27 protein-coding genes are annotated in these 24,284 nt (G+C 72.4%); 13 read left to right on the forward strand and 14 right to left on the reverse strand.

From position 1 onward, the window contains the following. Positions 1-140 precede the first annotated feature (140 nt). The 3 genes from ASF22_RS03395 to ASF22_RS03405 all read right to left on the reverse strand — a co-directional run bounded on the left by ASF22_RS03395 (position 141) and on the right by ASF22_RS03405 (position 2,781). Positions 141-887, reverse strand: coding sequence for an ATP-binding cassette domain-containing protein (locus ASF22_RS03395; RefSeq protein WP_056261627.1), 747 nt, complete (start codon positions 885-887; stop codon positions 141-143). 28 nt (positions 888-915) lie between these two features. Beyond that, a complete protein-coding gene (locus ASF22_RS03400) occupies positions 916-1,653 on the reverse strand; it encodes an ABC transporter permease subunit (RefSeq protein WP_056175267.1) in 738 nt (245 codons plus the stop codon). A gap of 144 nt (positions 1,654-1,797) precedes the next feature. Beyond that, complete coding sequence (locus tag ASF22_RS03405) at positions 1,798-2,781, reverse strand: ABC transporter substrate-binding protein (protein WP_056261452.1); 984 nt, start codon at positions 2,779-2,781, stop codon at positions 1,798-1,800. A 233-nt stretch (positions 2,782-3,014) separates the two neighbouring features. Between ASF22_RS03405 and ASF22_RS03410 the strand changes: the two genes are divergently transcribed. Next, positions 3,015-3,392 carry a 4a-hydroxytetrahydrobiopterin dehydratase gene (locus ASF22_RS03410; protein ID WP_056175274.1) on the forward strand — a complete coding sequence of 126 codons (378 nt, stop codon included), beginning with the start codon at positions 3,015-3,017 and terminating at the stop codon, positions 3,390-3,392. Between the two features lie 10 nt (positions 3,393-3,402). Here ASF22_RS03410 and ASF22_RS03415 read toward each other — a convergent pair whose 3' ends face one another. The 5 genes from ASF22_RS03415 to ASF22_RS03435 form a co-directional block, all read right to left on the reverse strand. Continuing rightward, a complete protein-coding gene (locus tag ASF22_RS03415) occupies positions 3,403-3,624 on the reverse strand; it encodes a hypothetical protein (protein ID WP_056175276.1) in 222 nt (73 codons plus the stop codon). 25 nt (positions 3,625-3,649) lie between these two features. Then, complete coding sequence (locus ASF22_RS03420) at positions 3,650-4,543, reverse strand: metallophosphoesterase (protein ID WP_056261456.1); 894 nt, start codon at positions 4,541-4,543, stop codon at positions 3,650-3,652. Between the two features lie 68 nt (positions 4,544-4,611). Then, positions 4,612-5,214 (reverse strand): cation transporter, encoded by a 603-nt coding sequence (locus ASF22_RS03425; RefSeq protein ID WP_056175282.1) that lies wholly within the window; start codon positions 5,212-5,214, stop codon positions 4,612-4,614. Positions 5,215-5,514: 300 nt separating this feature from the next. Continuing rightward, a complete protein-coding gene (locus ASF22_RS03430) occupies positions 5,515-5,946 on the reverse strand; it encodes a hypothetical protein (protein WP_056261459.1) in 432 nt (143 codons plus the stop codon). Between the two features lie 167 nt (positions 5,947-6,113). Further along, complete coding sequence (locus ASF22_RS03435; protein ID WP_056261461.1) at positions 6,114-6,668, reverse strand: hypothetical protein; 555 nt, start codon at positions 6,666-6,668, stop codon at positions 6,114-6,116. Between the two features lie 269 nt (positions 6,669-6,937). Between ASF22_RS03435 and croR the strand changes: the two genes are divergently transcribed. The 11 genes from croR (at position 6,938) to ASF22_RS03490 (ending at position 17,287) form a co-directional block, all read left to right on the forward strand. Continuing rightward, positions 6,938-7,417 carry a 3-hydroxybutyryl-CoA dehydratase gene (gene croR, locus ASF22_RS03440; RefSeq protein ID WP_056175651.1) on the forward strand — a complete coding sequence of 160 codons (480 nt, stop codon included), beginning with the start codon at positions 6,938-6,940 and terminating at the stop codon, positions 7,415-7,417. An 82-nt stretch (positions 7,418-7,499) separates the two neighbouring features. After that, positions 7,500-8,237 (forward strand): RNA methyltransferase, encoded by a 738-nt coding sequence (locus ASF22_RS03445; protein ID WP_056261630.1) that lies wholly within the window; start codon positions 7,500-7,502, stop codon positions 8,235-8,237. A 188-nt stretch (positions 8,238-8,425) separates the two neighbouring features. Then, positions 8,426-10,018 (forward strand): phytoene desaturase family protein, encoded by a 1,593-nt coding sequence (crtI, locus tag ASF22_RS03450; protein WP_056261464.1) that lies wholly within the window; start codon positions 8,426-8,428, stop codon positions 10,016-10,018. Further along, a complete protein-coding gene (locus ASF22_RS03455; protein ID WP_056261467.1) occupies positions 10,015-10,446 on the forward strand; it encodes a DUF2141 domain-containing protein in 432 nt (143 codons plus the stop codon). The genes crtI (ASF22_RS03450) and ASF22_RS03455 overlap by 4 nt, the downstream gene beginning before the upstream one ends. 8 nt (positions 10,447-10,454) lie before the next feature. Further along, entirely contained in the window at positions 10,455-11,567 is a 1,113-nt protein-coding gene (locus ASF22_RS03460; RefSeq protein WP_056261473.1) for an ABC transporter ATP-binding protein, read from the forward strand. After that, positions 11,564-12,766, forward strand: coding sequence for an ABC transporter permease (locus ASF22_RS03465; protein WP_056261477.1), 1,203 nt, complete (start codon positions 11,564-11,566; stop codon positions 12,764-12,766). Before ASF22_RS03460 ends, ASF22_RS03465 begins: the two co-directional genes overlap by 4 nt. Before the next feature lie 64 nt (positions 12,767-12,830). Then, positions 12,831-13,097 (forward strand): DUF433 domain-containing protein, encoded by a 267-nt coding sequence (locus tag ASF22_RS03470; protein WP_056261480.1) that lies wholly within the window; start codon positions 12,831-12,833, stop codon positions 13,095-13,097. Then, positions 13,094-13,459 carry a DUF5615 family PIN-like protein gene (locus ASF22_RS03475; protein WP_244474191.1) on the forward strand — a complete coding sequence of 122 codons (366 nt, stop codon included), beginning with the start codon at positions 13,094-13,096 and terminating at the stop codon, positions 13,457-13,459. Before ASF22_RS03470 ends, ASF22_RS03475 begins: the two co-directional genes overlap by 4 nt. A 147-nt stretch (positions 13,460-13,606) precedes the next feature. Then, positions 13,607-15,148, forward strand: a complete 1,542-nt coding sequence (gene crtI / locus ASF22_RS03480; protein WP_056261643.1) for a phytoene desaturase family protein — start codon at positions 13,607-13,609, stop codon at positions 15,146-15,148. A 49-nt stretch (positions 15,149-15,197) separates the two neighbouring features. Next, positions 15,198-15,968, forward strand: coding sequence for a lysophospholipid acyltransferase family protein (locus ASF22_RS03485; protein WP_056175662.1), 771 nt, complete (start codon positions 15,198-15,200; stop codon positions 15,966-15,968). A gap of 212 nt (positions 15,969-16,180) precedes the next feature. Beyond that, the gene (locus ASF22_RS03490) at positions 16,181-17,287 is read left to right on the forward strand and encodes a glycosyltransferase (protein WP_082483501.1); all 1,107 of its coding nucleotides are present in this window, start codon (positions 16,181-16,183) and stop codon (positions 17,285-17,287) included. On the opposite strand, the gene cutA is transcribed toward ASF22_RS03490, so the two are convergent. Continuing rightward, complete coding sequence (cutA, locus tag ASF22_RS03495; protein WP_056175303.1) at positions 17,266-17,601, reverse strand: divalent-cation tolerance protein CutA; 336 nt, start codon at positions 17,599-17,601, stop codon at positions 17,266-17,268. The genes ASF22_RS03490 and cutA overlap by 22 nt on opposite strands. Before the next feature lie 122 nt (positions 17,602-17,723). Between cutA and ASF22_RS03500 the strand changes: the two genes are divergently transcribed. Next, entirely contained in the window at positions 17,724-18,494 is a 771-nt protein-coding gene (locus tag ASF22_RS03500; protein ID WP_056261485.1) for an NAD kinase, read from the forward strand. Positions 18,495-18,554: 60 nt separating this feature from the next. Here ASF22_RS03500 and ASF22_RS24480 read toward each other — a convergent pair whose 3' ends face one another. The 5 genes from ASF22_RS24480 to ASF22_RS03525 form a co-directional block, all read right to left on the reverse strand. Continuing rightward, on the reverse strand, positions 18,555-20,510 hold the full coding sequence (locus ASF22_RS24480; protein ID WP_200927082.1) for a DUF2336 domain-containing protein: 1,956 nt from the start codon (positions 20,508-20,510) through the stop codon (positions 18,555-18,557). Then, positions 20,507-21,667 carry a transglycosylase SLT domain-containing protein gene (locus ASF22_RS03510; protein WP_056261489.1) on the reverse strand — a complete coding sequence of 387 codons (1,161 nt, stop codon included), beginning with the start codon at positions 21,665-21,667 and terminating at the stop codon, positions 20,507-20,509. Before ASF22_RS03510 ends, ASF22_RS24480 begins: the two co-directional genes overlap by 4 nt. A 108-nt stretch (positions 21,668-21,775) precedes the next feature. Then, on the reverse strand, positions 21,776-22,048 hold the full coding sequence (locus ASF22_RS03515) for an SH3 domain-containing protein (RefSeq protein WP_056261492.1): 273 nt from the start codon (positions 22,046-22,048) through the stop codon (positions 21,776-21,778). A gap of 8 nt (positions 22,049-22,056) precedes the next feature. Continuing rightward, a complete protein-coding gene (locus ASF22_RS03520) occupies positions 22,057-22,809 on the reverse strand; it encodes an SDR family oxidoreductase (RefSeq protein ID WP_056261495.1) in 753 nt (250 codons plus the stop codon). Next, entirely contained in the window at positions 22,806-24,089 is a 1,284-nt protein-coding gene (locus tag ASF22_RS03525) for a beta-ketoacyl-ACP synthase (protein ID WP_056261498.1), read from the reverse strand. The genes ASF22_RS03520 and ASF22_RS03525 overlap by 4 nt, the downstream gene beginning before the upstream one ends. Positions 24,090-24,284 lie beyond the last annotated feature (195 nt).

Below are 24,284 nucleotides of genomic sequence, written 5' to 3' on the forward strand. Positions count from 1 at the left end.
GGCATTCCGGCCGCCGTATCGGTGGAAAGCCGCGGAACCTGCGCGGCCCGTCACGTCCAGGGGCGATGCGTTGTCTCGCCGCATCGGAGGCGCGGCGGCTTTTCCGGGGACGCCGACGCCTCCGCGGGCCCCTTGTCGGCTCAGACGGCGATGATGCCGGGGTAGCGACCGGCGAGATCGGCCCGGGTCGCGTCCGCCCAGGGCCGGTCGCGGGCTTCGCGCGGGAGGTCCAGGGCCACGGTGGCGACGCGGCGCGCCGGTCGAGCCGACACCAGAACGAGCCGGTCGGCGATGGCGATGGCCTCGGCGACGTTGTGGGTCACCATCAGGACTCCCATGCCGGTTCCGGTGACGCTGTCGACGACCAGGCCGCGCAGGGCCGCCGCCGAGGCGTCGTCGAGGGACACGAACGGTTCGTCGAGGACGAGGATGCGCGGGCTCTGGGCCAAGGCCCGCGCCAGGGCGACGCGCCGGGCCATGCCGAGGGACAGGGCGCCGGGATAGCGACGCCGCCACGGGGTCAGGCCGAGGGACTCGAACAGGGCATCGAGATCGCGGCCGCGCGCGGTGCGCGGCAGGGCGAGGCGCACGTTCTGCTCGACGGTGCGCCAGGGCAGCAGGCGCGGCTCCTGGAACACCATGGCGATGCCGGCGGTCTCCGGGTCGGGCGTCACGCTGCCGTCGTAGGCGGTGTCGAGGCCGAGCAGGATGCGCAGGGTCGTGGTCTTGCCCGCCCCCGAGGGGCCGATGAGGCAGGTGATCTCGCGCGCGTGAAGGGAGAAGCCCAAGTCCCGCACCGCCTCGACGGGCTCGGGGCCGCCGGCGCCGTAGATCTTGGAGCGGATGTCGACGGTGAGGGCCGCGGGCCCGGCGCCGCCGGCGGACATGGGCCAGGCGCCGCCGGCGGACATGGGCTCAGCGCCAGCGTCGGACATGGGCTTCGAGGCGCTGGAGGACGAGAATGTCGATGGCGATCATCACGCTCATGAACACGATGCTGTAGCCGACGATGGCGGCCACGTTCAGGCTCTGGACGAAGTAGTAGTTGATGGCGAAGCCGACCCCGTTGGGCCGTCCCAGCAGCTCGATCACCAGGACGATCTTCCAGGCCAGCGACAGACCGGAGCGGGCGGCCGCCACCACGAAGGGCTGGAGTTGGGGCACCAGCACGTGGGCGATCCAGGTGCGCCGGTCGAACCGGTAGGTCCGAGCCATCTCCTCCAGTTGCGGATCGAGGCCGCGCGCGCCCTCGCGCAGGATCACGGCGACGTTCGGCAGCTTGTTGAGCACCACGGCCAGCACCGCCGCGCCCTCGTTGAGGCCGACCCAGATGTAGGCCAGCACGGTGATGACGAGCGCCGGGGTGTTGAGGAGGATGAGGAGCGGCGTGTCGAGGACGAGGTTGAGGCGCCGCGACCGCCCCAGCGCGATGCCGAGCAGCACGCCCAGCACCATGGCGAGCACGAAGGAGATCCCGACCCGCGCGAGGGTGATGCCGACGTTGGACCACAGGTCGCCAGAGGCGGATTCGCTCTGGATGAAGCTCAGGATCGCGAGGGGCGCCGGCAGCAGCCGCGAGCCGGCCGCGACGGCGGCCGCCTGCCACCCGGCCAGCAGGACGAGGACCGAGACGAGGCGGGTGGCGGTCCCCATGTCGCTAGAATCTCATCGTGCTATGCAGGCTTCGCGGGAGTGGGCACCGGTTCTGCGTCGAGAACCCGAGTCGGTTCGCGTCGGGGCGCCGAAGCGAACCGGCTCAGAGAGGCGCAGAGCGGCTCCGGCCCGCGGTCGCGTGCGTCAGCCATTCGCCGTGCCGTCGTAGTACAGGTCCGGCGGCAGGGTGGTGCCGGCGCCGACGAGGCGCTCGCCCCCGAGCCGGGCCAGGACGCCGTAGAGACGTTCGCCGTCGGCGCGTTCGGCGGTGAGCGCCCGGCGCGGGATGCCGGCGAGGAAGTCGCGCTTCAGGGCCTCGAAGGTCGCCTCGTCCTCGGCCGCCATGAGGGGGCGGACCACGTCCCACGCCGAGGCGTCCTGGGCGAGCATGTCCTTGGCCGCCTTCGAGGCGCGGGTGAAGCCCGCCACCGCCTCGGGCTTGGCCGAGACGGTCTCGCCCGCCAGGAGGTAGCCGATCAGCGCCATGGAGCCCGTAGCGCCGAAGGCCCGCATGATGTCGTCGGAGCCGATGATGCGCCGGAAGCCCTTCGGCTCCAGGCGCGCGCAATAGGTCCAGTACAGGAGGCCGGCGTCGAGTTCGCCCTGCTCGAGCTTGAGCGCCAGGAGCGGCGGCGCGCCGAACGCGATGGTGGCCTCGGTCTCGAGGTCGAGGCCGGCGGTGTCGCGGGCCTGGGCCTTGAGGAGGAGCCAGTTCTTGTCGAGCGGCCCGCCGGCGACGCCGATGCGCTTGCCCTTGAGGTCCTTGAGGGTGGCGATGGGACTCTTGCCCGGCACCATCAGGGACCCCTCGGTGGTGGAATAGGGAAAGAACCGCATGGCGCGGCCCTCGTTGCCGAGGCGGGCCGCCCACAGCAGGTCGCCCACGATGGTGTCGACCTGACCGCCCTGGAAGGCGATGCGGGCGGCATCGTTGCCGGCGAGCTTGACCACGTCGAGGGTGAAGCCGTTGGCCGTGTCCAGGCCGCGGGCCTTGATCACGGCGGCCTCCCACGACACCGTGCCGAAGGGCAGGCTGCCCACGGAAACCCTGGGGGGCGCGGCCCGGGCCGGGCGAGCGGCCAGGGGCAGCAATGCCGCCGTCGCGAGCAATCCGCGCCGTGACAGCATCGGCGGTCCCTCCCTTATTCTGTTGAGAGTCTCAATAGGATGTCCCGGTTCGGCCGTCCACCGGCGCGCCCGCGCCGGCGCTGAGGCGAAACGGCCCGCGCGTTTGCGCGGGCGTCCTTGCACGGGCGTCCTTGTGCAGGTGTCCTCGCGCGGACGTCCTTGCACCTGCGCCCCGCCCGTCGCAGGGTCGCCGCCAGGCGCCCGGCCGACGCCGGGCCACGGGAGGATCCACCATGGCCGAACCGCGCGAACCCGTCCTCGACGACGCCACCATCGAGGCCCGCCTCGCCGGCGAGCTGCCGGCCTGGCGCCTCGAGGACGGCTGGATCAAGCGCACCTACAAGACCGCGAGCTGGAAGAGCACGCTCATGGTCATCAACACCGTGGGGCACCTCGCCGAGGCCGCCTGGCACCATCCCGACCTCACGGCCTCCTACGCCTGGGTCGAGGTGCGCCTGACCAACCACGCCGCCAAGGGCGTGACCGAGAAGGACTTCGCCCTGGCGCGCAAGATCGAGGAGGTGGTCGGCTGGCAGCCCGGCACGGAGGGCGGCGCCCTCGAGGGCACCCCGACGGACCCGCGCTTCGCCTATATCAAGCACGACAAGTAGGGCGCGCGTCTCACCGCTCCGCCTTCACCCGGCGGCACTCGGTCTTGAGGTAGGCGGTCTTCCCGACTTCGTCGCGAAGATCCGTGCGGGCGATGATCTCCTGCCAGCCGTTGGTGCAGCCGAGCTCGTTGGCGACGCGGACCTTGCGGACCTCGCTCGCCCTGTCGTCGGTGCAGCCCTCGATGGGGATGCCGTTGGCGCAGACGAGGACGACGGCGATGAAGGCGTTCACGGGCGGGCTCCGGCTGACAGACGCATCATCGGGTACGCGCGGCGCCGCGCCCCGGTTTCAGCCGATCTCCGGGGCAGCCGATTTCCAGGATCGTGTCGGGCGAGAACGTGGCGCCCTCGACCGGGTTGGCGACCCAACGGGTGCGCCCGACCCTGAGATCGTGGCCTGCGTGGAAATGACCCGAGATCCACACATCCGGGCGTGCGGCGTCGGGTAGGTCGTCCAGCACCGTGGTGGCGTAGAAGGCCGGCAGCCACCACGGCACGCCGGGCGCCCCGCGAAACGCATCCACCGCCGCCGTGCCGGCCGGGTGGTGGGTCACGCACACGCTCGGCCCGTCATGCGGCACCGACAGGGCCGCGACGAGCCCCGCCCGCTCGCGCTCATGCGCCGCCATGGCGTCCCGCGGCGACCACACCGAGCCGTCGCCGTTGCGGATGGCGCCGCGGAACTCGCGGGACCCGGTGACGGGGTCGGTCATGCGCGCGGCGGCGTAGGCGACGGGGTCGGCTGGCCGGTCCGGCGTCCCGGCGTCGCACCAGCGCCCGGCGAGGCGCCAGTCGGTCCACAGGGTGGTGCCGGTGAAGCGCACCCCGTCGAGGATCACGGACGCGCCCCCCTGGAGCAGGTGGATCGTGTGCCCCGCCTCGTTCAGGCGCGCGACCTCGGCCTCCAGGGCGGCGAGGAGCTGGGGCGCCGTGCGACCGTCGCCCGTGGGGGCGTAGCGCTCGTGGTTGCCGGGCACCAGCACGATGGGCCGGCCCTGCGCCAGGGCCACCACGGCCGCCAGCCCCCGCTCGGGATGGCCCTCCCACAGGTCGCCGGCGCAGGCGAGGACATCGAAGGCGGGGCGCGGCAGGGGGATCACGTCGAGGCGGCGACGCTCGAGGTGGAGATCCGAGATCGGAAAGACGCGCATGGAGTTCTGGAGCCTCGGACTTTCAGGAAGCCGTCTTCACGCGACCGCCCGTGAGCGACCGTTCTGCCTCAAGCCACCGTTTTGGCCGCGCGCCATTCCGCGCGGGCCGCCCGGAGGATGTCCCCGGCCGAATCCGCGTTGAGGACGGCGATGCCGGCGGCGGCGACGAGGTCGGGCCAGGGGGACAGGGTCAGGGCGGTGACGAGGCCGGCGGCGATGATGGCGAGGTTGGCGTAGGCGTCGTTGCGGGCCGAAAGGTAGGCCGCCCGGGTCAGGCTGCCGCCGCCGTCGCGGTGGCGCGCCAGCATCGCCGCGCAGACGAGGTTGACGCCCAGAGCCGCGAGCCCCGTCAGGGTCAGCGCCAGGGGCGCCGGCGGGGTCAGGTCTGAAAACTTCTCGTAGGCCGCGTAGGCCGTGGCGAGGCCCGGAATCACCAGGATGCCGGCCAGCACCATGCCGAGGCGGGCCCGGTTGCGGACGCTCCAGCCGATTCCGGCGAAGATCAGCAGGTTGATGGCCGCGTCCTCGAGAAAATCGAGGCTGTCGGCGATGAGGGCGATGGAGCCGATGGCGAGCGCCACGGCGATCTCGATGCCGAAGAACCCGAGATTCAGGGCCGCCACCCGGGCGACGACGGGACGGAGCGCAGGGGTGGGCGCGGGCTTCATCACGCGGCCGGATCGATCGGGACGGGAGATTCGGTCACGGGGCCATCCCTGAAGCATCGTCCCCGAAGGCGTCGGTCGGCGTTCGGGACAGGACGAGGCCGAGCCTCCGCGCGCCTCATCTCATCCTGCGCCTCTTCGCCGATGCGCCGCGCCCTGTCGAGGGGGCGGCCGCCCTTCCCCCGGAGACTTCTAACTACGGGAGACTTCTAACTACGGGAGACCTCCAACCATGGGAGATCTCGAATCGTGGGAGATCTCGAATCATGGAAGGGACCGGGGCGGGCCGGAGATCGGCGCGACCGATCAGGGGCCGCGCGCGATGCGCCGGTTGCGCACGTCCTTCAGCGCGCGCCGATGGGTGGGAGAGATCCCCGGCGGCGTCGGCGGCGGGGCCGGCTTCGGCAGGACGGGGGTCAGGGTCCGCACGCGAGACGACAGGGCCGGATGGACCGGTGCGCCCTGCGGCCGCCCGGGCGCCGGCCAGCCCATCGGGGCGGCTTCCCAATCGACCGTGATGGGCCTCGGCGCAGCGGGCCTGCGCGTTCGACCGGTGCGCCGCGGCTGCGGCGAACGGCACGCCGCGACCGTGAAGGCGACGAGGGAGCCGGCGAGGCAGGCGCAGGCGATGACGAGGATGTCCGGCCTCGGCGTTTCGCTCACCATCAGGCCGACGAGCCCCGTCACCGAGAGCGCCGACCCGATATGCCGGGGTGCGAAGGGGTCGAAATCGGTCATGCCCGACACCCTCGGCCCTGGGGATCACGAAAGCGTGAAGTCAATCCTTCGAATTGTCCCGGCTCCTTCCCCGGTACCCTGGCGCACTGCGTCCATCCATCCCGCCTGCGCACACGTCGGTCTGGTCCCGTGGGCCGCAGGCGTCCTCCTCCTCCGGAGAAGAGGCCTCAGGGTTCGCGAAACCCCGTCGGCAAGCCGTCGAGGCTCACTGCATTCTTCTCGGCGCGATAGGCACGAAGCCCGGCTTCTCCCTTGGCCTCGGCCCAACGCGCGAGAACCGGGCGTTCGCCCGCGTACGCGAAGAGCGGGACGCCGTAGCCGCAGCTCGTCTGCACGAGGTCGATCGCGAGGGACACGACCTGACGGGCCCCGAGCGGTTCCACGCCTCCGTAGAAGCGGTCGAGAAACTCCGCGTAATCCGATGACCCCCGGAACGCGACGCGGCCTTTTCCATAGAGCCGAAGAATCGACGGCGGGCCGTCGAACGCGCAGAACATGAGGGTCACCGGGCCGTCGGCCCTCACATGGGCGGCCGTTTCGCTGCCGCTGCCGGTCAGGTCCAGATAGGCGACATGGTTCGGGTCGAGCACATGAAGGTGTTCGGTCGGCCGGGGCGAGATGTTGGTGCGCGCGCCCAATGCCCCGGAGCCGGTGAAGAAGATCTTCTGCGATGCGATGAAGTGCTGATGCGTGTCCTCCATCGCGGGGAACTGCTTCGCCATGCTGGCCTCGTCGATCGGTTCGCTGTCCGGCAGAGTTTGCGCACGAAGAGCCACCCGTGCGGCGCCATCGTGGCAGACCCAGGGTCGTCTCCGTCACGTGCCGCGGTGTCCGTGAAGGCTCGACCGGTTCGGGTGAATACGGGCCGCGCGGCGGTCCGAGACTGGATTTGGCCGCGCGCCTGTGCGAGGCGAGCGTGACCTGCCGCGCGTCCCCGGACGTGCCGCCGACGCATGCGTGCCACAAACGGAACGAGACGGGGGAACTGCCCATGATGCCAGAACTGCGCGTCCTGTACTTCGAGGACCTCGAAGTCGGCCTGTCCGAGACCCTCAACAAGGAGATCTCGTCCTCCGACGTGGTGGGCTTCGCCGAGATCACCGGCGACCGCAACCCGATCCACCTGTCCGAGCACTTCGCCGCCCGTACGCCGTTCGGCACCCGCATCGCCCACGGCCTCTACACCGCTGGCCTGATCTCGGCGGTGCTCGGCACCCGCCTGCCCGGGCCGGGCGCCATCTACATCAGCCAGACCCTGAACTTTCGCGCGCCCGTGCGGATCGGCGACACGGTTCAGGTCACCGTCGAGGTGGCCGAACTCGTGCCCGAGCGCCGCCGCGCCCGGCTCAAATGCACCTGCTCCGTCGCCGGCGAGATCGTGCTGGACGGCGAGGCCCTGGTGAAAGTGCCGACCAAGGCCGAGGCCGACCCCTTGGCCATCCGCATGGGCGGCCGCCCGCCGAGCGCCTGACCCGGCCGCACCCCCGACCCGGCCCGTGACCCCGATCCCCATCGACAGCCCGACCGACGCGCGCCTCGCCCCCTACACGGCCATGCGCGAGCGCGATCTCGTCGGGCGCGCGGGCCGCTTCATCGTCGAGGGCGACGTCACCCTTCGGGTGATGGTTTCGCAGAAGGCGCGGTTCTCGCTGGAATCGATCCTGCTGTCGCCGGAGCGGGTGTCGGGCTTGGCCGACATTCTGCCCGATGCCGTCCCGGTCTACGTGGCCGACAAGGCCGTGATGAGCGCCATCACGGGATTTCCGATCCATCGCGGCGTTCTGGCGGTGGGGCTGCGCGGCCTGGAGGGCGCCCTCGCGGTGCCGCCCGCCCCGGCGCCGGCCCTCGTCGTCGGCCTCGTCGGATTGACCAACCACGACAATGTCGGCGGCCTGTTCCGCAACGCCGCCGCCTTCGGGGCCGACGCGGTGCTCCTCGACGCCGACACCTGCGATCCCCTCTACCGCAAGGCGATCCGGGTCTCGGCCGGCGCGGCGCTCACGGTGCCGTTCGGGCGCCTGCCCGACGGTGCCGCCTGTCTGGCCTTCGCACACCACCACGGCCTCGTGCCCCTGGCGCTCAGCCCCGCCGGGGGCGAGACCCTGTCCGACCTGACGCCGCCGCCCCGCGCCCTCCTGCTCCTCGGCACGGAAGGCCCCGGCCTGCCCGAGGCGCTCATGGCCCGCGCCCGGACCATCCGCATCGCCATGGCGCCCGGCTTCGATTCCCTCAACGTCGCCACCGCCGGGGCGCTCGCCCTGCACCACCTCGCCGCGCACCGGTTGGGATGATGGCATTCCGCTCGATTTTCCACGGGCGCAGCCCCGAATCACCCCCCGCACCGGCACGCGACAATCCGTGGCTCTTGCCCTGCCGGTCGCTACGCTCAAGATTGCACCCGTGTGCCGGTCGGTGTGCGTGGTAAAGCCGGATCGGGCCAGGGGGCGTGATCCAGGCGATCGATGGGGAGTTGTGAGCGTTGCTGCAGTCACGGGATGGCTTGCGGACTTTGTCCGGACGCCGGGTCATCATCGTCGGCGCCGGTCCCGGCGGCCTCGCCACGGCCCTGCTGCTGGCGCGGGCGGGCGTCCACGTCACGCTCCTCGAAAAGGACCCGGCGGTAGGCGGCCGGACCAAGACCGTCGAGGCACCGGGCGGGTACCGCTTCGACATCGGACCGACCTTCTTCCTCTATCCACAGATTCTCGCCGACATCTTCGAGTCCTGCGGTGAGCGGCTGGAGGACCACGTCAAGCTCGAACGTCTCGATCCGCAATACCACCTCGTCTTCGAGGAGAATGGCGGGATCTCGGGCACGATCCAGGCCACCAACGACATGGCGCGCCTGGAGGCCGAGGTCGCCCGCATCGCGCCGGACGACGCCAAGAACGTGCGCAAGTTCTTCTCCGACAACCGGGTCAAGCTGAAGTTCTTCAAGCCGGTGCTGGAACAGGCGTTCCACACCCTGCGCAGCATGGCCTCCCCGGCGATGATCGCCGCCCTGCCCCACCTCCATCCGGGGCGCAGCGTCGACAAGGACCTGCAGCGCTACTTCGCCGATCCGCGCGTGCGCCTCGCCTTCGCGTTCCAGACCAAATACCTCGGCATGTCGCCGTTCCGGTGCCCGAGCCTGTTCACCATCCTGTCGTTCCTCGAATACGAGCACGGCGTCTATCACCCCGTCGGCGGCTGCGGCGCCGTCTCGGAGGCCATGGCGGGGCTGGCGCGCCGCATGGGCGTCGACATCCGCCTCGGCGCCAGCGTCGACCGGGTGCTGTTCGAGGGCAAGAAGGCCTGCGGCGTCGTCTGCGGCGGGGAGACGATCCCTGCCGACGCGGTGGTGATCAACGGCGATTTCGCCAAGGTGATCCAAGATCTGGTCCCCCAGTCGCACCGCCCGCGCTGGCGCGACGCCAAGATCGAAAAGGCGCGCCTCTCGTGCTCGACCTTCATGCTCTATCTCGGGATCGAGGGCCCGGCGCCGGAGGCGCTCGGCCATCACACGATCCTGCTGTCGGAGGATTACGCCCGCAACATCCGTGAGATCACCGGCGGCATCCTGCCGATGCAGCCCTCGCTCTACGTGCAGCATGCGGGCTTCACCGACGGCGGCATGGCGCCCCCCGGCCACACCAGTCTCTACGTCCTCGTGCCGGTGCCGAACCTCAAGGCCGACATCGACTGGGGGACCACGCGGCAGACCTATCGCCGCCTCGTCCTCGACCGCTTGAAGATCCTCGGCCTCGGCGACATCGAGGAGCGCATCCGCTACGAGCGCATCGTCGACCCGACGGAGTGGCGCGACGACTTCTTCGTCCACGAAGGCGCCACTTTCAACCTCGCCCACGACCTGATGCAGATGCTCTACTTCCGCCCGCACAACCGCTTCGGGCCCGGCCTCTACCTCGTCGGCGGCGGCACCCATCCGGGCTCGGGCCTGCCGGTGATCTACGAGGGCGCGCGCATCACCGCCCGCCTGCTCATCGAGGAGTTGTCGGCCGGCCGCGTCGGCGCAGAAGCGGCCGGCGTGCCGAACACGGCGCCGCTCGCCACCTCCGGCGACGCCGCGTGACGCATCTCATCGCGGGCGCCGCCTGCCTCGCCCTCTGCCTCATCGCCGGGTCCGCCCGGGCGGCCACCGTCGAGGTGACCGTGGACGGGATCGAGCCCGTGCCCTCCACACTCTACGTCGCCCTGTGCCAGGGCGGCCTGTCGGAGGCCGAGTGCCGGACCGGCCAGGACGCGCCCGTGCGGGCCGCGAGCCAGCGCGTAGTGTTCGAGGGTGTGGCGCCCGGCGCCTACGCGGTGGCGGCGTTCCAGGACCTGAACGGCGACCGCCGCCTCGACCGCACCGGCCTCGGCCTGCCCACCGAGCCCTACGGCTTCTCCGGGGCGCCCGAGCGCACGGCCCGGCCGGATTTCGCCCGTGCCCAGATCGCCGTGCGCGAGCCCGGGCTGGCCCTGCGCTTGCGCCTGGTCCGCGCCCTGCCCCGCCGCTGACCGCCCCCGTGCCGTCCGACGCACCCCTGGTCGTGGTCCGGGGGGCCACCCTGAACTACCGCGACCGGCGCGTCCTCGACGGCGTCGACCTCGACCTGTGCGCCGGCCGCACCGTCGCGCTGCTCGGCCCCAACGGGGCCGGCAAGACCTCTCTCATGCGCCTCGTCGCCGGGCGCCTCGCCCCGCAGGCCGGCAGCGTGCGCATCGCCGGGTGCGATCCGTTCGCGACCCACGCGGCCCGCCGGGCCATCGGCTGGGTGCCCCAGGACATCGCCCTCTATCCCCGCCTCACGGTGGCGGAGAACCTCGACGTGTTCGCCCGCCTCGCCGGCCTCGGCCGGACCGCGCGCCGCGCCGCCGTGGCGGAGGCCCTCGACCTCACGGACATCGCCGACGTCGCCGGGCGCCCCGTCGGCCTGCTGTCGGGGGGCTACCAGCGCCGGGTCAACATCGCCGCGAGCCTCATGGCCCGGCCCCGCCTCGTCCTCCTCGACGAGCCGACGCAGGGGGTCGATCTCCACGCCCGCGCGGCGATCCACGCCGTGCTGGAGCGCCTGCGCCGCGAGGGCGCCGCCCTCCTCGTCGCCACCCACGACTTCGCCGAGGCCGAGCGCCTCGCCGACCGGGCGGCCTTCCTCGCGCAAGGCCGCATCGTACGCGAGGGCGCCCTGCCCGACCTCCTGGGCCGCCTCCGCGACGGCGCCCCCGAGCACGAGATCGCGTTGTCCAGCCCCGCCCTGGGCCCCGCCGAAGCGGCCCTGCGGCGCGCCGGATTCGGCCCCGTGGACACCGGCCTGACCTGGCGGGCGCATCCGGGCGCCGGCTCGCGCCTCGAAGCCGCCGGCTCGCGCCTCGAAGCCGCCGGCTCGCGCCTCGAAGCCGCCGGCTCGCGCCTCGAAGCCGCCGGCCAGCGCCTCGAAGCCGCCGGCCAGTGCCTCGAAGCCGCCGGCCCGCGCCTCGACGCGGCCGCCCTGCTCGCCGCCCTGCGGGCCGAGGGCGTCCCCGTCGCCGAGATCCGCATCCGCGCGCCCGGCCTCGAGGCGGTCTACCGCGATGCCCTCGGCCTGTGGGACCCGGCCGACCCCGTCCGCCTTCGCCGCCAGGAGAGCGTCGCGTCATGATCGCCGCCGCCTTCCGGGTGATGCTGCTCGGCCTCGTGCGCGACCGCGCCGCCCTGGTCATGGCCTTCGTGCTGCCGACCGTGATCTTCGTGATCTTCGCCGCGATCTTCTCCGGCGCGATCGGCGAGCGCATCCGCATCCATCTCGGTCTCGTCGACCTCGCCCGGACGGCGACCACCGAGCGCCTCGCGACGGCCCTGGAGGCCGACCCGACCCTTCGCATCGCCCGCCTGTCCGTCAGCGACGTCGCGGGTGCCACCGCCGCCGTGCGCCGGGGCGAGGTCGACGTCGCCCTGGTCCTGCGCGGCGACCTCGATGCCGCCCCGGCCGGCGCCGCCCCGGCCGACCAGCCCGTGGTGCTCGTCGAGAACCCGGCACGGGCGCTGGCCACCCCCATCGCGCTCGGCCAGTTCCAGCGGGTGCTGAACGCGGCCCTGCCGGACGTGGTGCTGGCCCGGATCGTCGCCGACGTGGAGCGGACGGGCAAGATCGGCGCCGACGAGCGCGCCTTCCTGACCCAGGCCTTCGCCGAGCAGCGCGCCCGCAAGGAGCCGTTCTCCTTCGCGTCCCTAGTGGAGCTGCGCAGCACGGCCACGGGCGGCGGCAACGACCGGGTGAGCTACTACGCGGGCGCCATCGCGGCGGTGTTCCTGCTGTTCGCCGCCATGCAGGGGGCGATGTCCCTGGTGGAGGAGCGCCAGGGCGGCCTCGCCGACCGCCTCACCGCGGCGCCCGGCGGCCTCGCCGTCATCGTGCTCGGCAAGTTCGCCTTCCTGGTCGTCCAGGGCATGCTCCAGGCCGGGCTGATCTTCGCCGCCGCGAGCCTCCTGCACGGCGTCGACCTGAAGCCCCACTGGGGGGCGTGGCTCGTCACCACGTTCCTCGTCGCCGCCATGGCGGCCGGACTGGCGCTGGCCGCCTGCGCCGCCGCCGCCACCCGCCAGCAGGCGCACCTCGCCTCGACCTTCGGCGTCCTGCTGCTGTCGGCGGTGGGCGGCAGCATGGTCCCGCGCTTCCTCATGCCGCCCTGGCTGCAGCAGGCGGGCTGGTTCACCCCCAACGCCTGGGCCATCGAGGCCTACCAGACCGCGCTCGGCGAAGGCGTCTCCGCCGCCCTGCCCGCCTGGGGCGTGATGATCGCGGTCGCGGCGGTGAGTTTGGTGGCGGCCGTGGGGTTGGTGTCGCGCCGGGTGACGTGAGGGGGGCTCCCGTTGAAGTTGTGGCGCACACGTGACATCGTGCGCGACGATGATGGAGCCTTCGATGGCCGATTCCCGCTTCCGATCGATCCAGTCTGCGCTGACGGACATCGTCAGGGATGAACGTATCCTCGGGGGAACACCCGTGCTGGCGGGCACGCGTATTCCGGCCGAGACCATCGCCGCCTATCTTCGCGTCGGCCACACGCCCCTGGAGATCCGGGCCGATTATCCCGCCCTGCCGGCCGATGGGATCGCGGCTGTCGAGGCCTGGGCCGCCGTCCAATACGGGTCCGATTGGAAGTCTGCGGTGGTCACCGCCCGCGCGTGATCCGACTGCTGATCGACGAATGTCTCTCGACCGCCCTCGTGGCAGTCGCCCGCGAATGCGGTTACTCCGTCGATCACGTCAGCTACCTGGGCCTCGCGGGGTATCGGGATCGGAGCCTGATCCCCGTGATCGAAGCGGGCGATTATTGCTTCGTCACCAACAACCGCTTGGATTTCCTGCGTCTCTATGGGCGCCAATCCTTGCACAACGGCTTGATCGTGATCGTGCCGAACACCCACCGCAGGGCACAGATCGAACTCTTCGGACGCGTGCTCGATGCCCTGAGCGATGGACTCGATCTTATCAATCATGTTCTGGAGATCGAGGCCGACGGCCGCATCACCTACGCTCCTCTACCGTGACAGGGCTAATCTAAGACAGGGCCAAGCGTCGGATCGTCGGTCGCGCCTCCACGCCGCCGCGACGGGGTAACGCGTTGACCCCCGTCGCCGGCGGCCTAGCTTCGATCGTACAGAGCGGCTTTCGTCCGCACCGGGAGTAACGTGAACATGCGGGCTGGGTCTTCGGTCGCCGTCGTCGGCGCGGGGTTGGGCGGCCTCGCGGCGGCCTGCGTGAGTGCGGCGCGCGGCCACACGGTCACGCTCTACGACAAGAACGAGTGGCTCGGCGGCAAGGCGGCGGTGCTGCACGAGGGCGGGTTCCGGTTCGACATGGGACCGACCATCCTCACGGTACCGAAGGTGCTGGAGCGCATCTTCCAGGAGGCCGGGCGCGACATCCGCGACTACCTCGACCTGCGCCGCCTCGATCCGCAATGGCGCTGCTTCTTCGACGACGACACCCGGATCGACCTCATGGCCGACGTGCCCACCATGGCGGCCTCCATGGACCGGTTCGCCCCGGGCACGGGCGCCGGGGAGGGCTACACGAAGTTCATCGAGATCTCCGAGCACCTGCACGGCGTCTCGAACAAGTTCTTCTTCTGGAAGGCGGTGGAGGACCTGTTCGACACCATCGACATCCGGGCCAACATGAACCCCGGAACCCTGCGGGACGTGCTGTCCCTGCGCATGGGCTCCTCGGTGGCCGGCACCATCCGGTCCAAGGTCAAGGACGCGCGCCTCGCCCAGATGCTCGACCACTTCGTACAGTATGTCGGCTCGTCGCCCTACGGCGCGCCGGCGGTGCTCTGCGCCATCGCCCACATGCAGACGGCGGAGGGCGTGTGGTACCCCATGGGCGGCACCCGCGCGGTGGCCGAGGCGTTGTCGAAGCTCGCCGGCGAGCTCGGCGCCACCCTGCGGCCGGGCGACGAGGTCACGGGCATCGCCATCGAGAACGGCGCCGTGAAGGGCGTGCGGACCGCCGCCGGCACCACGCCGTTCGACGCCGTGATCTCCAACATGGACAGCGTGCGGACCTACCGCGAGCTCGTCGGCGGCGCCGTCGGCAAGGCCTACGAGAAGAAGTCCTTCGAGCCGGCCTGCTCGGGCGTGGTGCTCTACCTCGGGTTGAACAAGCGCTACGACCACCTCAGCCACCACGACTTCGTCTTCTCCCGCAACCCGGAGGAGGAGTTCGACTACATCTACCGCAAGGGCGAGCCGGCGCCGGACCCGACGGCCTACCTCGCCGCCCCCTCCTCCACCGATCCGAGCGTGGCGCCGGAGGGCGGCGAGGCCCTCTACGTCCTCGTCCACACGCCCTACCTCCGGCCGCATCACGACTGGTCGAAGATGTTCCCGGCCTACCGGCAGGTGATTTTGGACAAGCTGAAGCGCACGGCCGGCATGCCGGACCTGGAAGAGCGCATCGTCGTCGAGCGCCACCTCACGCCGCAGGACATCCACGAGCGCTACAAGGTCTTGAACGGGGCGATCTACGGCCTCGCCTCCCACGGCAAGTTCATGGGCGCGTTCAAGCCCGGCAACCGATCGCGGCAGGTGCGGGGGCTCTACCTCGCCGGCGGCGCGGCTCATCCCGGCCCCGGCATGCCCATGGTGATGATGTCGGGCTGGATCGCGGCCGACGCCCACGATACCGATGCCCAGACGATCGCGTCCCTCGAAGGGAACCGGGCGAGCGCTTAGGGACCGGACGGTGTCGGCCCCGGCCCGCTCGCGGTTCGTATGGCGGTTCATGGTCGGTTATTTCGACCGGTTCCTGCGCCGCCACATGAACGCCCTGCGCCTCGCGCGCTGGGGCGTGCCGGATTGCGCCGGCCATCCCGGGCCCGTCGTGGTCTATTGCAACCACCCGGCCTGGTGGGATGCCGCCGTGGTGATCCTGCTCGCCGGGCGGCTGTTTCCGAAGCGCGCGAGCTACGCGCCGTTCGATGCCCGGATGCTGGCGCGCTACGCGATCTTCGCCCGCATCGGTGCCTTCCCGGTGGACCTCGACTCGGCGCGCGGCGCGGCCCAGTTCCTCCGCTCGTCGCGAAACATCCTGGCGCAGCCGGATGCGATGATGTGGATCACCGCACAGGGGCGCTTCGCCGATGTCCGCGCTCGGCCCCTGGACCTCCGGGGCGGCGTCGCCCGCCTGCCCGAACTCGGACCCGACACCCTGTTCGTGCCCCTCGCCCTCGATTACGCCTTCTGGGAGGAGCGCGGCGCCGAGGCTTGCGCCGCCTTCGGCGCGCCGATCCGAGCTTGCGACCTCCAGTCCCTCCCCCGGCCCGAGCGCCTCGCCCGCATGGAGGAGGCGCTGACGGCGACCCTCGACCGCCTCGCCGCCGACGTCATCGCCCGTGACCCCGCCCGCTTCACCGCCCTCGTCTCGGGCGCCAAGGGGGTCGGGGGCGTGTACGATTGGGGACGGCGCTTGCGCGCGGCCCTGACGGGGCGCCGCTTCGAGCCCGCCCACCGCGTCGAGGAAGATCTGTTGCGCGAGAAAGACCGCACGCCGTGATCCTCGCCCTCGCGATCGCTTCGGTGCTGCTTGCCCTCCTGCCGGCTATTCTCACCGCCGTGAACCTGTTCGCCCTGCGCACGCCGGTGCCCGACACCGCTCGCCTTCCGGCGTCGGGTGGGAGCCACGGGTTCCCACACCTTCCAGGAGAGGGACAGGGTGAGGTGTGTGGATTGTCCGGAGATGTCCCACACCTCACCCCAGCCCTCTCCTTGCAGGAGAGGGGGGCGGTCGCGGCTCACGGCGCCCCATCGCCGACGTCTGAATCCCATCAGCCGGGCGCTGACAACGAAGCGCCCCGCGTGTCGATCCTCATCCCGGCCCGGGACGAGGCCGCCACCATCGCCCACACCGTGCGGGCGGCGCTCGCCAGCATGGGCGTCGCCATCGAGGTGCTGGTGGGCGACGACCATTCCACCGACGCTACCGCCGCCATCGTGCGCGACATCGCCGCCACCGACCCGCGCCTGCGGCTCGTGGCGATCCCGCCCCTGGCCGAGGGCTGGACGGGGAAGAATCACGCCTGCGCGGTGCTGGCCGGGGCGGCACGCGGGGCGCACCTGCTGTTCATCGACGCCGACGTGACCCTGGCGCCGGCGGCGGCGGCGGCGCTGGCCGCCTACGCCGTCCGCACGGAGTCCGCCCTCGTCAGCGCGGTGCCGCGTCAGCGCATGGGGACGCTCGGCGAATGGCTCACGGTGCCGATGATCGGCTTCCTCCTCGTGGGCTACCTGCCGGTGCCGATGATGCGCGCCTCCCTCCGCGCGTCCCTCGGGGCGGCCTGCGGCCAGCTCGTCCTCGTCGACCGGGCGGTCTACGCCGCCACCGGCGGGCACGGCGCCATCCGGGGCTTCCTCCACGACGGCGTGCTGCTGGCCCGCACCTTGCGCGGGGCGGGCCACCGCACCGATCTCGTGGCCGGGCACGCGCTCGCCACCTGCCGGATGTACCGGACCTGGCGCGAGTGCTGGGCTGGGTTCTCGAAGAACGCCCACGAGGGCATGGCGACGCCGCGCGCCTTGCCAGTCTGGACCGGGCTGCTGTTCACCGCCCACATCCTGCCGGGGCTGCTGCTGGTCCTGTTCGGCTTCGGCTTCGTCGCGCCCGGGGCGGCGGCCCTCGCGCTCGTCGCCTTCCTGCTCTCCCTCGGCACGCGCGCCGCGATCACGCGCGCCATGCGCGAGCCCCTCGTGACGATCCCGCTGCATCCCGTCGCCGTCGCCGTCGCCCTGGCGATCCAGTGGAACGTGCTCCTGCGTCGCAAGGCTGCCGGCGCCGCCGTGTGGAAGGGCCGGAGCTATCCGCTGAACGGGGCCTGATCCGTCTCTTCGGCGATCCACGCCGCCGTGTCCGGGTCGGCGCCCACCACCGGAAGATGTAGGATGATCGGCGTCTCGTAGGGGTGGCGTTCCTTGAGGGCGGCACTGAGCGGCTCGGCCAGGGCCTCGCGGCTCTTGATCAGGGCCACCACCTCGTCGGCCCGCTCCACCGCGCCCTTCCAGGCATAGACCGAGCGCATCCCCGGCAGCACGTTGACGCAGGCCGCCAAACGCAGGCGCACCAGGGCCTCGCCGACGGCGAGCGCCATCTCGGCATCCGGGAAGGTGGTGTAGACGAGGAGTGGACGCTCCATGCTATGGGTCCTCCAGCGATGGGTCTCGTGATCGCGCAGCGGCGGGTGTGCCGGCCACCGGCGCGTCCCGTGGCGCGATGCGACGCCGAGCGTGGTTGGGTCAACAGGGCGGACGAGGGTTCATGTCGCGGCGTTTCAACACGATCGCGTTCATCGCGAGCCCGACGCCGGATGCGCGCCAGGCGGCCGACGCCCTGATGCGCCGCTACGACCACGTGCCGCCCGAGGAGGCGGACGTGGTGGTGGCGCTGGGCGGCGACGGCCTCATGCTCCAGGCGCTCCACCGCTTCATGGATGCCGGCACGCCGATCTACGGCATGAACCGCGGCACCGTCGGCTTCCTCATGAACGAGTACCGCGAGGAGGACCTCCTCGAACGGCTGGAGAACACCAAGCGCAGCCGCATCCATCCGCTGCTCATGGAGGCCGTGGACACGGAGGGGCGCCGACACCGGGCGCGGGCTCTCAACGAAGTCTACATGCTGCGCCAGACCCATCAGACGGCGAAGCTGCGGATCTCCGTCGACGGCCACGTGCGCCTGCCCGAACTCATCGCCGACGGGGTTCTGGCGGCGACGCCGGCCGGCTCCACCGCCTACAACCTGTCCGTGGGCGGCCCGATCCTGCCCCTCAACGCCCGCCTGCTGGCGCTGACGCCGATCTCGTCCTTCCGCCCGCGCCGCTGGCACGGGGCCCTCCTGCCCGATCACGCCCGCATCTTCATCGAGGTGCTCGACGCCGAGCACCGGCCCGTGGCGGCGGTGGCCGACCACACGGAGTTTCGCCGGGTCGCCACCGTGGAGACTTGGCTCGACCACGCCACCAACCTCGTGCTCCTGCACGACCCCGGCCACAGCCTCGACGAGCGGATCCTGCGCGAGCAGTTCGGCTGACGCCTCGGACGGTCTGCCGTTCGGCCGAGGCGCCGGTTCCCCGGTACGTCGGCCGACGCCTCAGGCCGCGAGGCGGACGCGCTCCCGGTCGGCGCGGTAGCTCGCCACCAGGGCGTTCGGGATCGTGTCGAGGATATCCGCGACGGTCGCGGCGCGGGCGGCCTCGTCCGCACGCTCGGCCGCCCGCTGCTTTTCCGCCCGGTCCTCTTGGAACTGCGCCAGGATCGCGCGCGGCAGGGCTTCGAGGATGAGGCCGACGGGATCGCTCCGAGATGCGACGGGGGTGTCCTCGGCCGCGACGGCGTCGGCCGTCGCGACGGCGTCCGGGATGTCGGTCGAGGCGGACGCGGCGTCGGCCTCGCCGTCGGCGATGGGCTCCACGGCCGGCGGGGCTTCGCGGCTCTCCGGGGCTTCGGGCGCCTCCGGCAGATCCGCAAGCTCCGAGTCCCCAAGCTCCGAGTCCCCAAGCTCCGATTCCGCGTCGTTCGAATCCGCGAGGGCCATGTCCCCGAGGTCCAGGGGCACGTGCTGCTCCGAGGCCGTCGGCCTCCCCCAGGTGGGCTGCGTCTCCGGGCGCGGCGTGGTCTCCGAAGGGTCGACCGCGGCCGCGGGGGGCTCCCGGTGGCCGGTGATCTCGGCGGTCTCCCGAAGCATCCGGCTCATGGCGGCCGCGTGCTGCGGAACGGGCGGGACCTGCTGCTGCGCCTCGCGCCACTCGGCGTCGAGGATTTCCGACTCGACCGCCCGCAGGTCGAGGGGCTGCGCGTCGACGTCCGTCGTGTCGAAATCCTGCGGGCCGGAGAGGAGCCCGTCGAACGCCGGCATGCCGAAGATCCGCGCCTCGGGGAAATCCGTCGCCGCCGGGGGCGCCAGGGCCGCGCGCTCGGTCATCGTCCGGGTCCGCGTACGCGCGGCGTCGCGGGCCGCTTCCGCCTCGAAGCGGGCGAGCAGCGCCATCACGCCCTGGGCCTCGGCGAAGGGCATGCTCTCGCAGGCGGTGAGGGCCCGCTCGATCATGAGGCGCGACAGGGCGGCGCCGTGAGCGGCGGTCTCGCCCCGGCCGGCCTCACGCCAGGCCGAGAGGGCGGCGGAGAAGGCCGGCAGCAGGGGCTCGGGCAGTCCGGCCTTGCGGTGGAGGGCAGCGTAGGCGGCGCTGGCCCCCTCGTGCATGAGGCCCGCGACCCGTCCTGCCGGGAGGCCGGCGAGGTCGGCGAGGGCCGTCTCGGCGAACGGCATGTGGCCCGACAGGATCGCCCGCAGGATCAGGCCGGCGTTGAGCTGGCCGTGCCGGCGCAGGTGGGCGACGAGGCGGGCGAGATCGATGGGGTGGGCACCGACGCTGAAGGCCAGGGTCGCGCGCTCGCGCGCCTCGCGGCCGGCCCGCTCGCCCCGGGCGGGCGTCAGCCAGCCCGACGCCACGGCGAGGCGCGCCAGGGATTCGGCGACCCGGTCCGTGCAGGCCTGGCGGACTTCGAGGGGAAGGTGGGGCCGCGCCAGCACCGCCTCGCGCAAGGCCGCGTCGTCGCCGTGGCGGGCGACGAGGCGCAGGAGGCTTCCGGTGGTGACGCCGGCGCTGTGGTTGCCCACCAGGGCCGTGAGGGCGACGGGGCCGGCGATCTCCGCCATGGCGCCCGCCACCGCGTGCGACAGGTCGCGCCGCTCGGCGATGGCCCGGCGCGTGGCCTCGCAGCCGATGGCGACGCCGTCGACGAGGTCGGCATCCGTGAGGACGGGGGAGCGCCTGAGGACGATGCCGGCGATGTCCGGCAGGTCCCCGGCCAGGGCCACCACGAGGGAGCGCGGCGCGGTGGCGCTCGCCGCGCAGGCTTCGGCCAGCGCCCGGCGCACCATGGGGGCGGGATCGTCGAGGAGCGCGAGGATCGTGGCCTCGGTCTCGCCCGCCGTATCGGGGGCGAGGCCGCCGTGCAGGGTGGCCCGCACCAGGGCGCCGGCCGCCTCCGCCCGGCGCGCGGCCGAGGCGTGCTGCGTCAGGGCGAGGAACTGGCGGATGATCATGGGCCGCTCCGGGCGGTGAAGAGGGAGGAATCGAGGGGGGCGCCGGTCCGGGCGACCGAGGCGGTGGTGAACTCGGCCGGCCGCCGCGGCGGCAGCGGCGCGTCCACGAGGGCGGGGCCGGATGCGGGCGTCGAGGTCTGCTCCGCCTGGGTGGCGGAGACCGCCGTGGGGGCCGCCGCCGCCGTCGGCGCCGGTGCAGTCGCGGGCAGGACGGTGTCCGCCGTGCCGTCCGAGCGCGGGAAGTAGGTCGGCGCGGGTCGGCCGTCGGTGACGGCCCGGCCCTGCTCCGACGCTGCTCTGCCTTGCCAGAGCTTGGCCACCCCCTCCGAGATGGCGCCCTGGCGCTTGTCGGTCTGGAACAGGGAGCGCAGGCCCCCGTCGAGGGAGGCGTAGGCGGTGGGAGCCTCGGGCAGCACGATGGGGCTCGCAGGCGCCGATCCGCCCGCCTGGGCCGGAGACGCGCCCACGGGACCCGCCGTGGTGCGGGCCGTCGACAGGAGTGCGTAGAGTTCGGCGGCTCCCCGTGCCCGACCGGTCTTGTCGTAGAACAGGTTGCGGTTGGCGGCGGCCGCCTCCGGCATGTCGAGGGCGGCGACGCGGGCCGGGCTGGCCTGGGCGGTGTTGATGAGGGCGGCGGCCCCGCGGGCCCCGAGGACGTGGGCGGCGTAGAGGTCGCCCCCCGTGGGTTCGCGGCCCAAAGCCGCCGTCAGGGCTTCGCCGTTGCGCTGGGTCAGGGCGCCCGCCAGGGTCGCGGCGGTCTTGGGGTCGCGGCGCAGATCGAGGATGGTCTGGCGTGCGTCCGGGTCGGCCACCGTGTAGGTGCCGTCGGGGCGCGTCGTGATGGCGTCGGCGTAGGTCTGGAGGCCGAGCTTCGGCCCGGCGTTCTTCATGGTGCCGAGCCAGGTCTGCTCGATGAACTGGAACAGGCCCGTGGCCGAGGAGGTCCCGGCCTTGGCCGTGGGATTGAGGGCGGATTCGCGCTGGGCCGTCGCCAGGAGGTAGTCGAAGCCCACCCCGGAGCTCTGCGCCCCGTCCCGGATCGCCTCGACGACGGCCGAACCGGCGCCCGAGGCCGTGCCCGACACCGCGCGCGTGCCCGCATCCCGGGCGGAGCCGGTGTCGCGGGCGGTGGCGGGGGGCGTGGTGAACAGGAACATGCGCCGTCCGGCTGAAGGCACGGCGCCGTGGTGGCGGCCTGTCCTTCGGGTCGGACTTTGCTCAACTATGGTAAAGGAAGCTTAAAGGGGTCGCGGCCGGGACATTGTTCAATCCGGCGCAAGGTAGCGTCGGCGCGCCCAGCCCAGGAGTGGGCCGGCCTTGACCCGGCACCAGGTCAGGCCGCTCGGGGTGTCGCTGGTGCAACCGAAGCCGCGCAGGCGCGCGCCGGCCGGCACCTGCCCGAGGGACGGGGCGGCGGCGTCCGGCGTCTCGCGGATCGTCAGGCCCTCGCCCCGCGGCAGGCCGTCGACCCGGAAGGCCTCCACGGCGTGGGCGGGTCCCGCCAGGACCAAGGCGATCAGCATGAGGGGCAGGCGCATGGCGGGCTTCAGGAGCGGTGCACGCCCATCATCGCCGTCAGGCCGCCATCGACGGGCAGGACCGCGCCGGTGACGTAGGCGGCCCCCGCCCCCATGAGGAAGACGGCGAGCGCCGCCACCTCCTCCGGACGGGCAAAGCGCCCGGCGGGGATCTGGCGCTCCATGCCGGCGCGGTGGGCGGCGTAGGGGGCCATCATGCCGGTGTCGATGAAGCCCGGCGCGATGACGTTCACGGTCACGCCGCGCTTGGCCGATTCGATGGCGAGCGTCCGGCAATAGGCGATGAGCGCGCCCTTGCTCGCCGCGTAGGCGGCGTTGCCGGGGTTCGCCCGCAGCGCCGCCACCGAGCCGATGGCGACGATGCGGCCCGAGCGCGCCCGGATCATGCCGCGCACCAGGGATTTGGCCAGCCGCGTCAGGGACCAGAAATTCACCTGCATGGCGGCTTCCGCCCGGTCCTGATCGAGCATGGCCGCCAGCGCGTCGGAGGATTGCCCGGCATTGTGGACGAGGCCGTAGAAGCCCGTCTCCTCGTGATCCGCGCAGAACGCCTCGAGGGCGTCGCGGTCGGCGAGGTCGAGGGCGTGGGCCGTCACCGCGCGGTCGGGATGGGCGGCCGCCAGCTCGGCCACCAGGGCCTCGGCGGCGGGCGCCGACGAGCGGTAGGTGAAGGCGACGTCGTGGCCGGCTCCGACGAGCGCCCGCACCAGGGCGGCGCCGAGGCCGGACGCGCCGCCGGTGACGAGGATGCGGGTGCTCATGCGGGCTCGTCCCCGAGCACGAGGCAGGTGTTCTGCCCGCCGAAGCCGAAGGAGTTCGAGAGCACGCGGGACACCCGCGCGTCGCGGGCGGTGGCGACCACGTCCAGCGGGATCGCCGGGTCCGGCACCAGGTAGTTGATGGTCGGCGGGATGCGGCCGTGCGTGATCGTGAGGAGCGAGACCACGGCCTCGATGGCCCCGGCCGCCGTCAGGGTGTGGCCGATCATCGACTTGTTGGACGAGATCGGCAGGCGGCCGATGCGCGCCCCGAACACGGCGGCGCAGCCCATGGCCTCCATCTTGTCGTTCTCCGGCGTCGAGGTGCCGTGGGCGTTGACGGTGTCGATGGCGTCGGGGCCGACACCGGCATCGTCGAGGGCCGCGCGGATCGCCGCGATGCCGGGCGCGCCGTCGGGGCTGGAGCGGGTGCGGTGGAAGCCGTCGCCCTTCTCGCCGCAGCCGAGGACGTAGCCGAGGATCTTTGCCCCCCGCGCCCGCGCGGATTCGGCGTCCTCCAGCACCAGGGCGCCGGCGCCCTCGCCCATGACGAAGCCGTCGCGGTTCTTCGAGAACGGCTTCGAGGCGCCCTCCGGCGGGTCGTTCTGGGTGGAAAGGGCGGAGAGCAGGGAGAAGCGGATCAGGGATTCGGGGTTCACCGAACCGTCGGTGCCGATGCACAGGGCCGCCGTCACCTCGCCCCGGCGGATCGCCTCGACGCCGAGCTGGATCGCGGTGGCCCCCGACGAGCAGGCGGTGGAGAGCGAGATGGGCGAGCCCCGGGTGCCGAACCGGTCGGCGATGTTCTCCGCCACGGTGCCGAAGATGAAGAGGTCGTGCCACGCGTCGAAGCGGCGGCTGGCGGCGGCGCGCTGGAGGTCGGCGTAGGTGATCGGCCCGTCCTGGCCCGACGCCTCCGCCATGGCCCGGCGCTGGGGCCATTCCATCTCGACGGGCGGCACGGCGATGAACAGCGCACCGGGAAAGTCGCCTTTCGGACCGAGTCCGGATTGCGCGACGGCCTCCTCGGCGGCGGCTTCGGCGAAGCGCTGCGATAGGGCGGGGGCGACGAGCGGATCGGTGTCGAGGAAATCGACGGTGCCGGCGATGCGGGTGCGCAGGCCCTCCGTGGGGAAGCGCGCGATGGTGTGGATGCCCGAGCGCCCGGCGGTGAGGGCCGCCCAATTGTCGGCCTGGCCCTGGCCGAGGGACGTCACGATGCCGAGGCCCGTGACCGCCACCAGGGGGCGGCCCTTGCTGTCGCGAAAGGAAGCGTTCGTCATCGCGCCGTTCTACACCGTTTCACGGATCTTGGGGCCTGGGGCCGGGGTACCGCTCTCCCCCACGTGACCTACCGAATCCGAACGCATGTCGCGTTCTCGCCGTCGTCGGGGCAGCGGGTTACGGACGGCACCCGGCTTCAAGGGGCGATGCGCAATGGGGCTCCCTCTCCTGAAAGGAGAGGGTTGGGGTGAGGT

It is taken from the genome of Methylobacterium sp. Leaf87, from assembly GCF_001422775.1.
Lineage (GTDB): Bacteria > Pseudomonadota > Alphaproteobacteria > Rhizobiales > Beijerinckiaceae > Methylobacterium.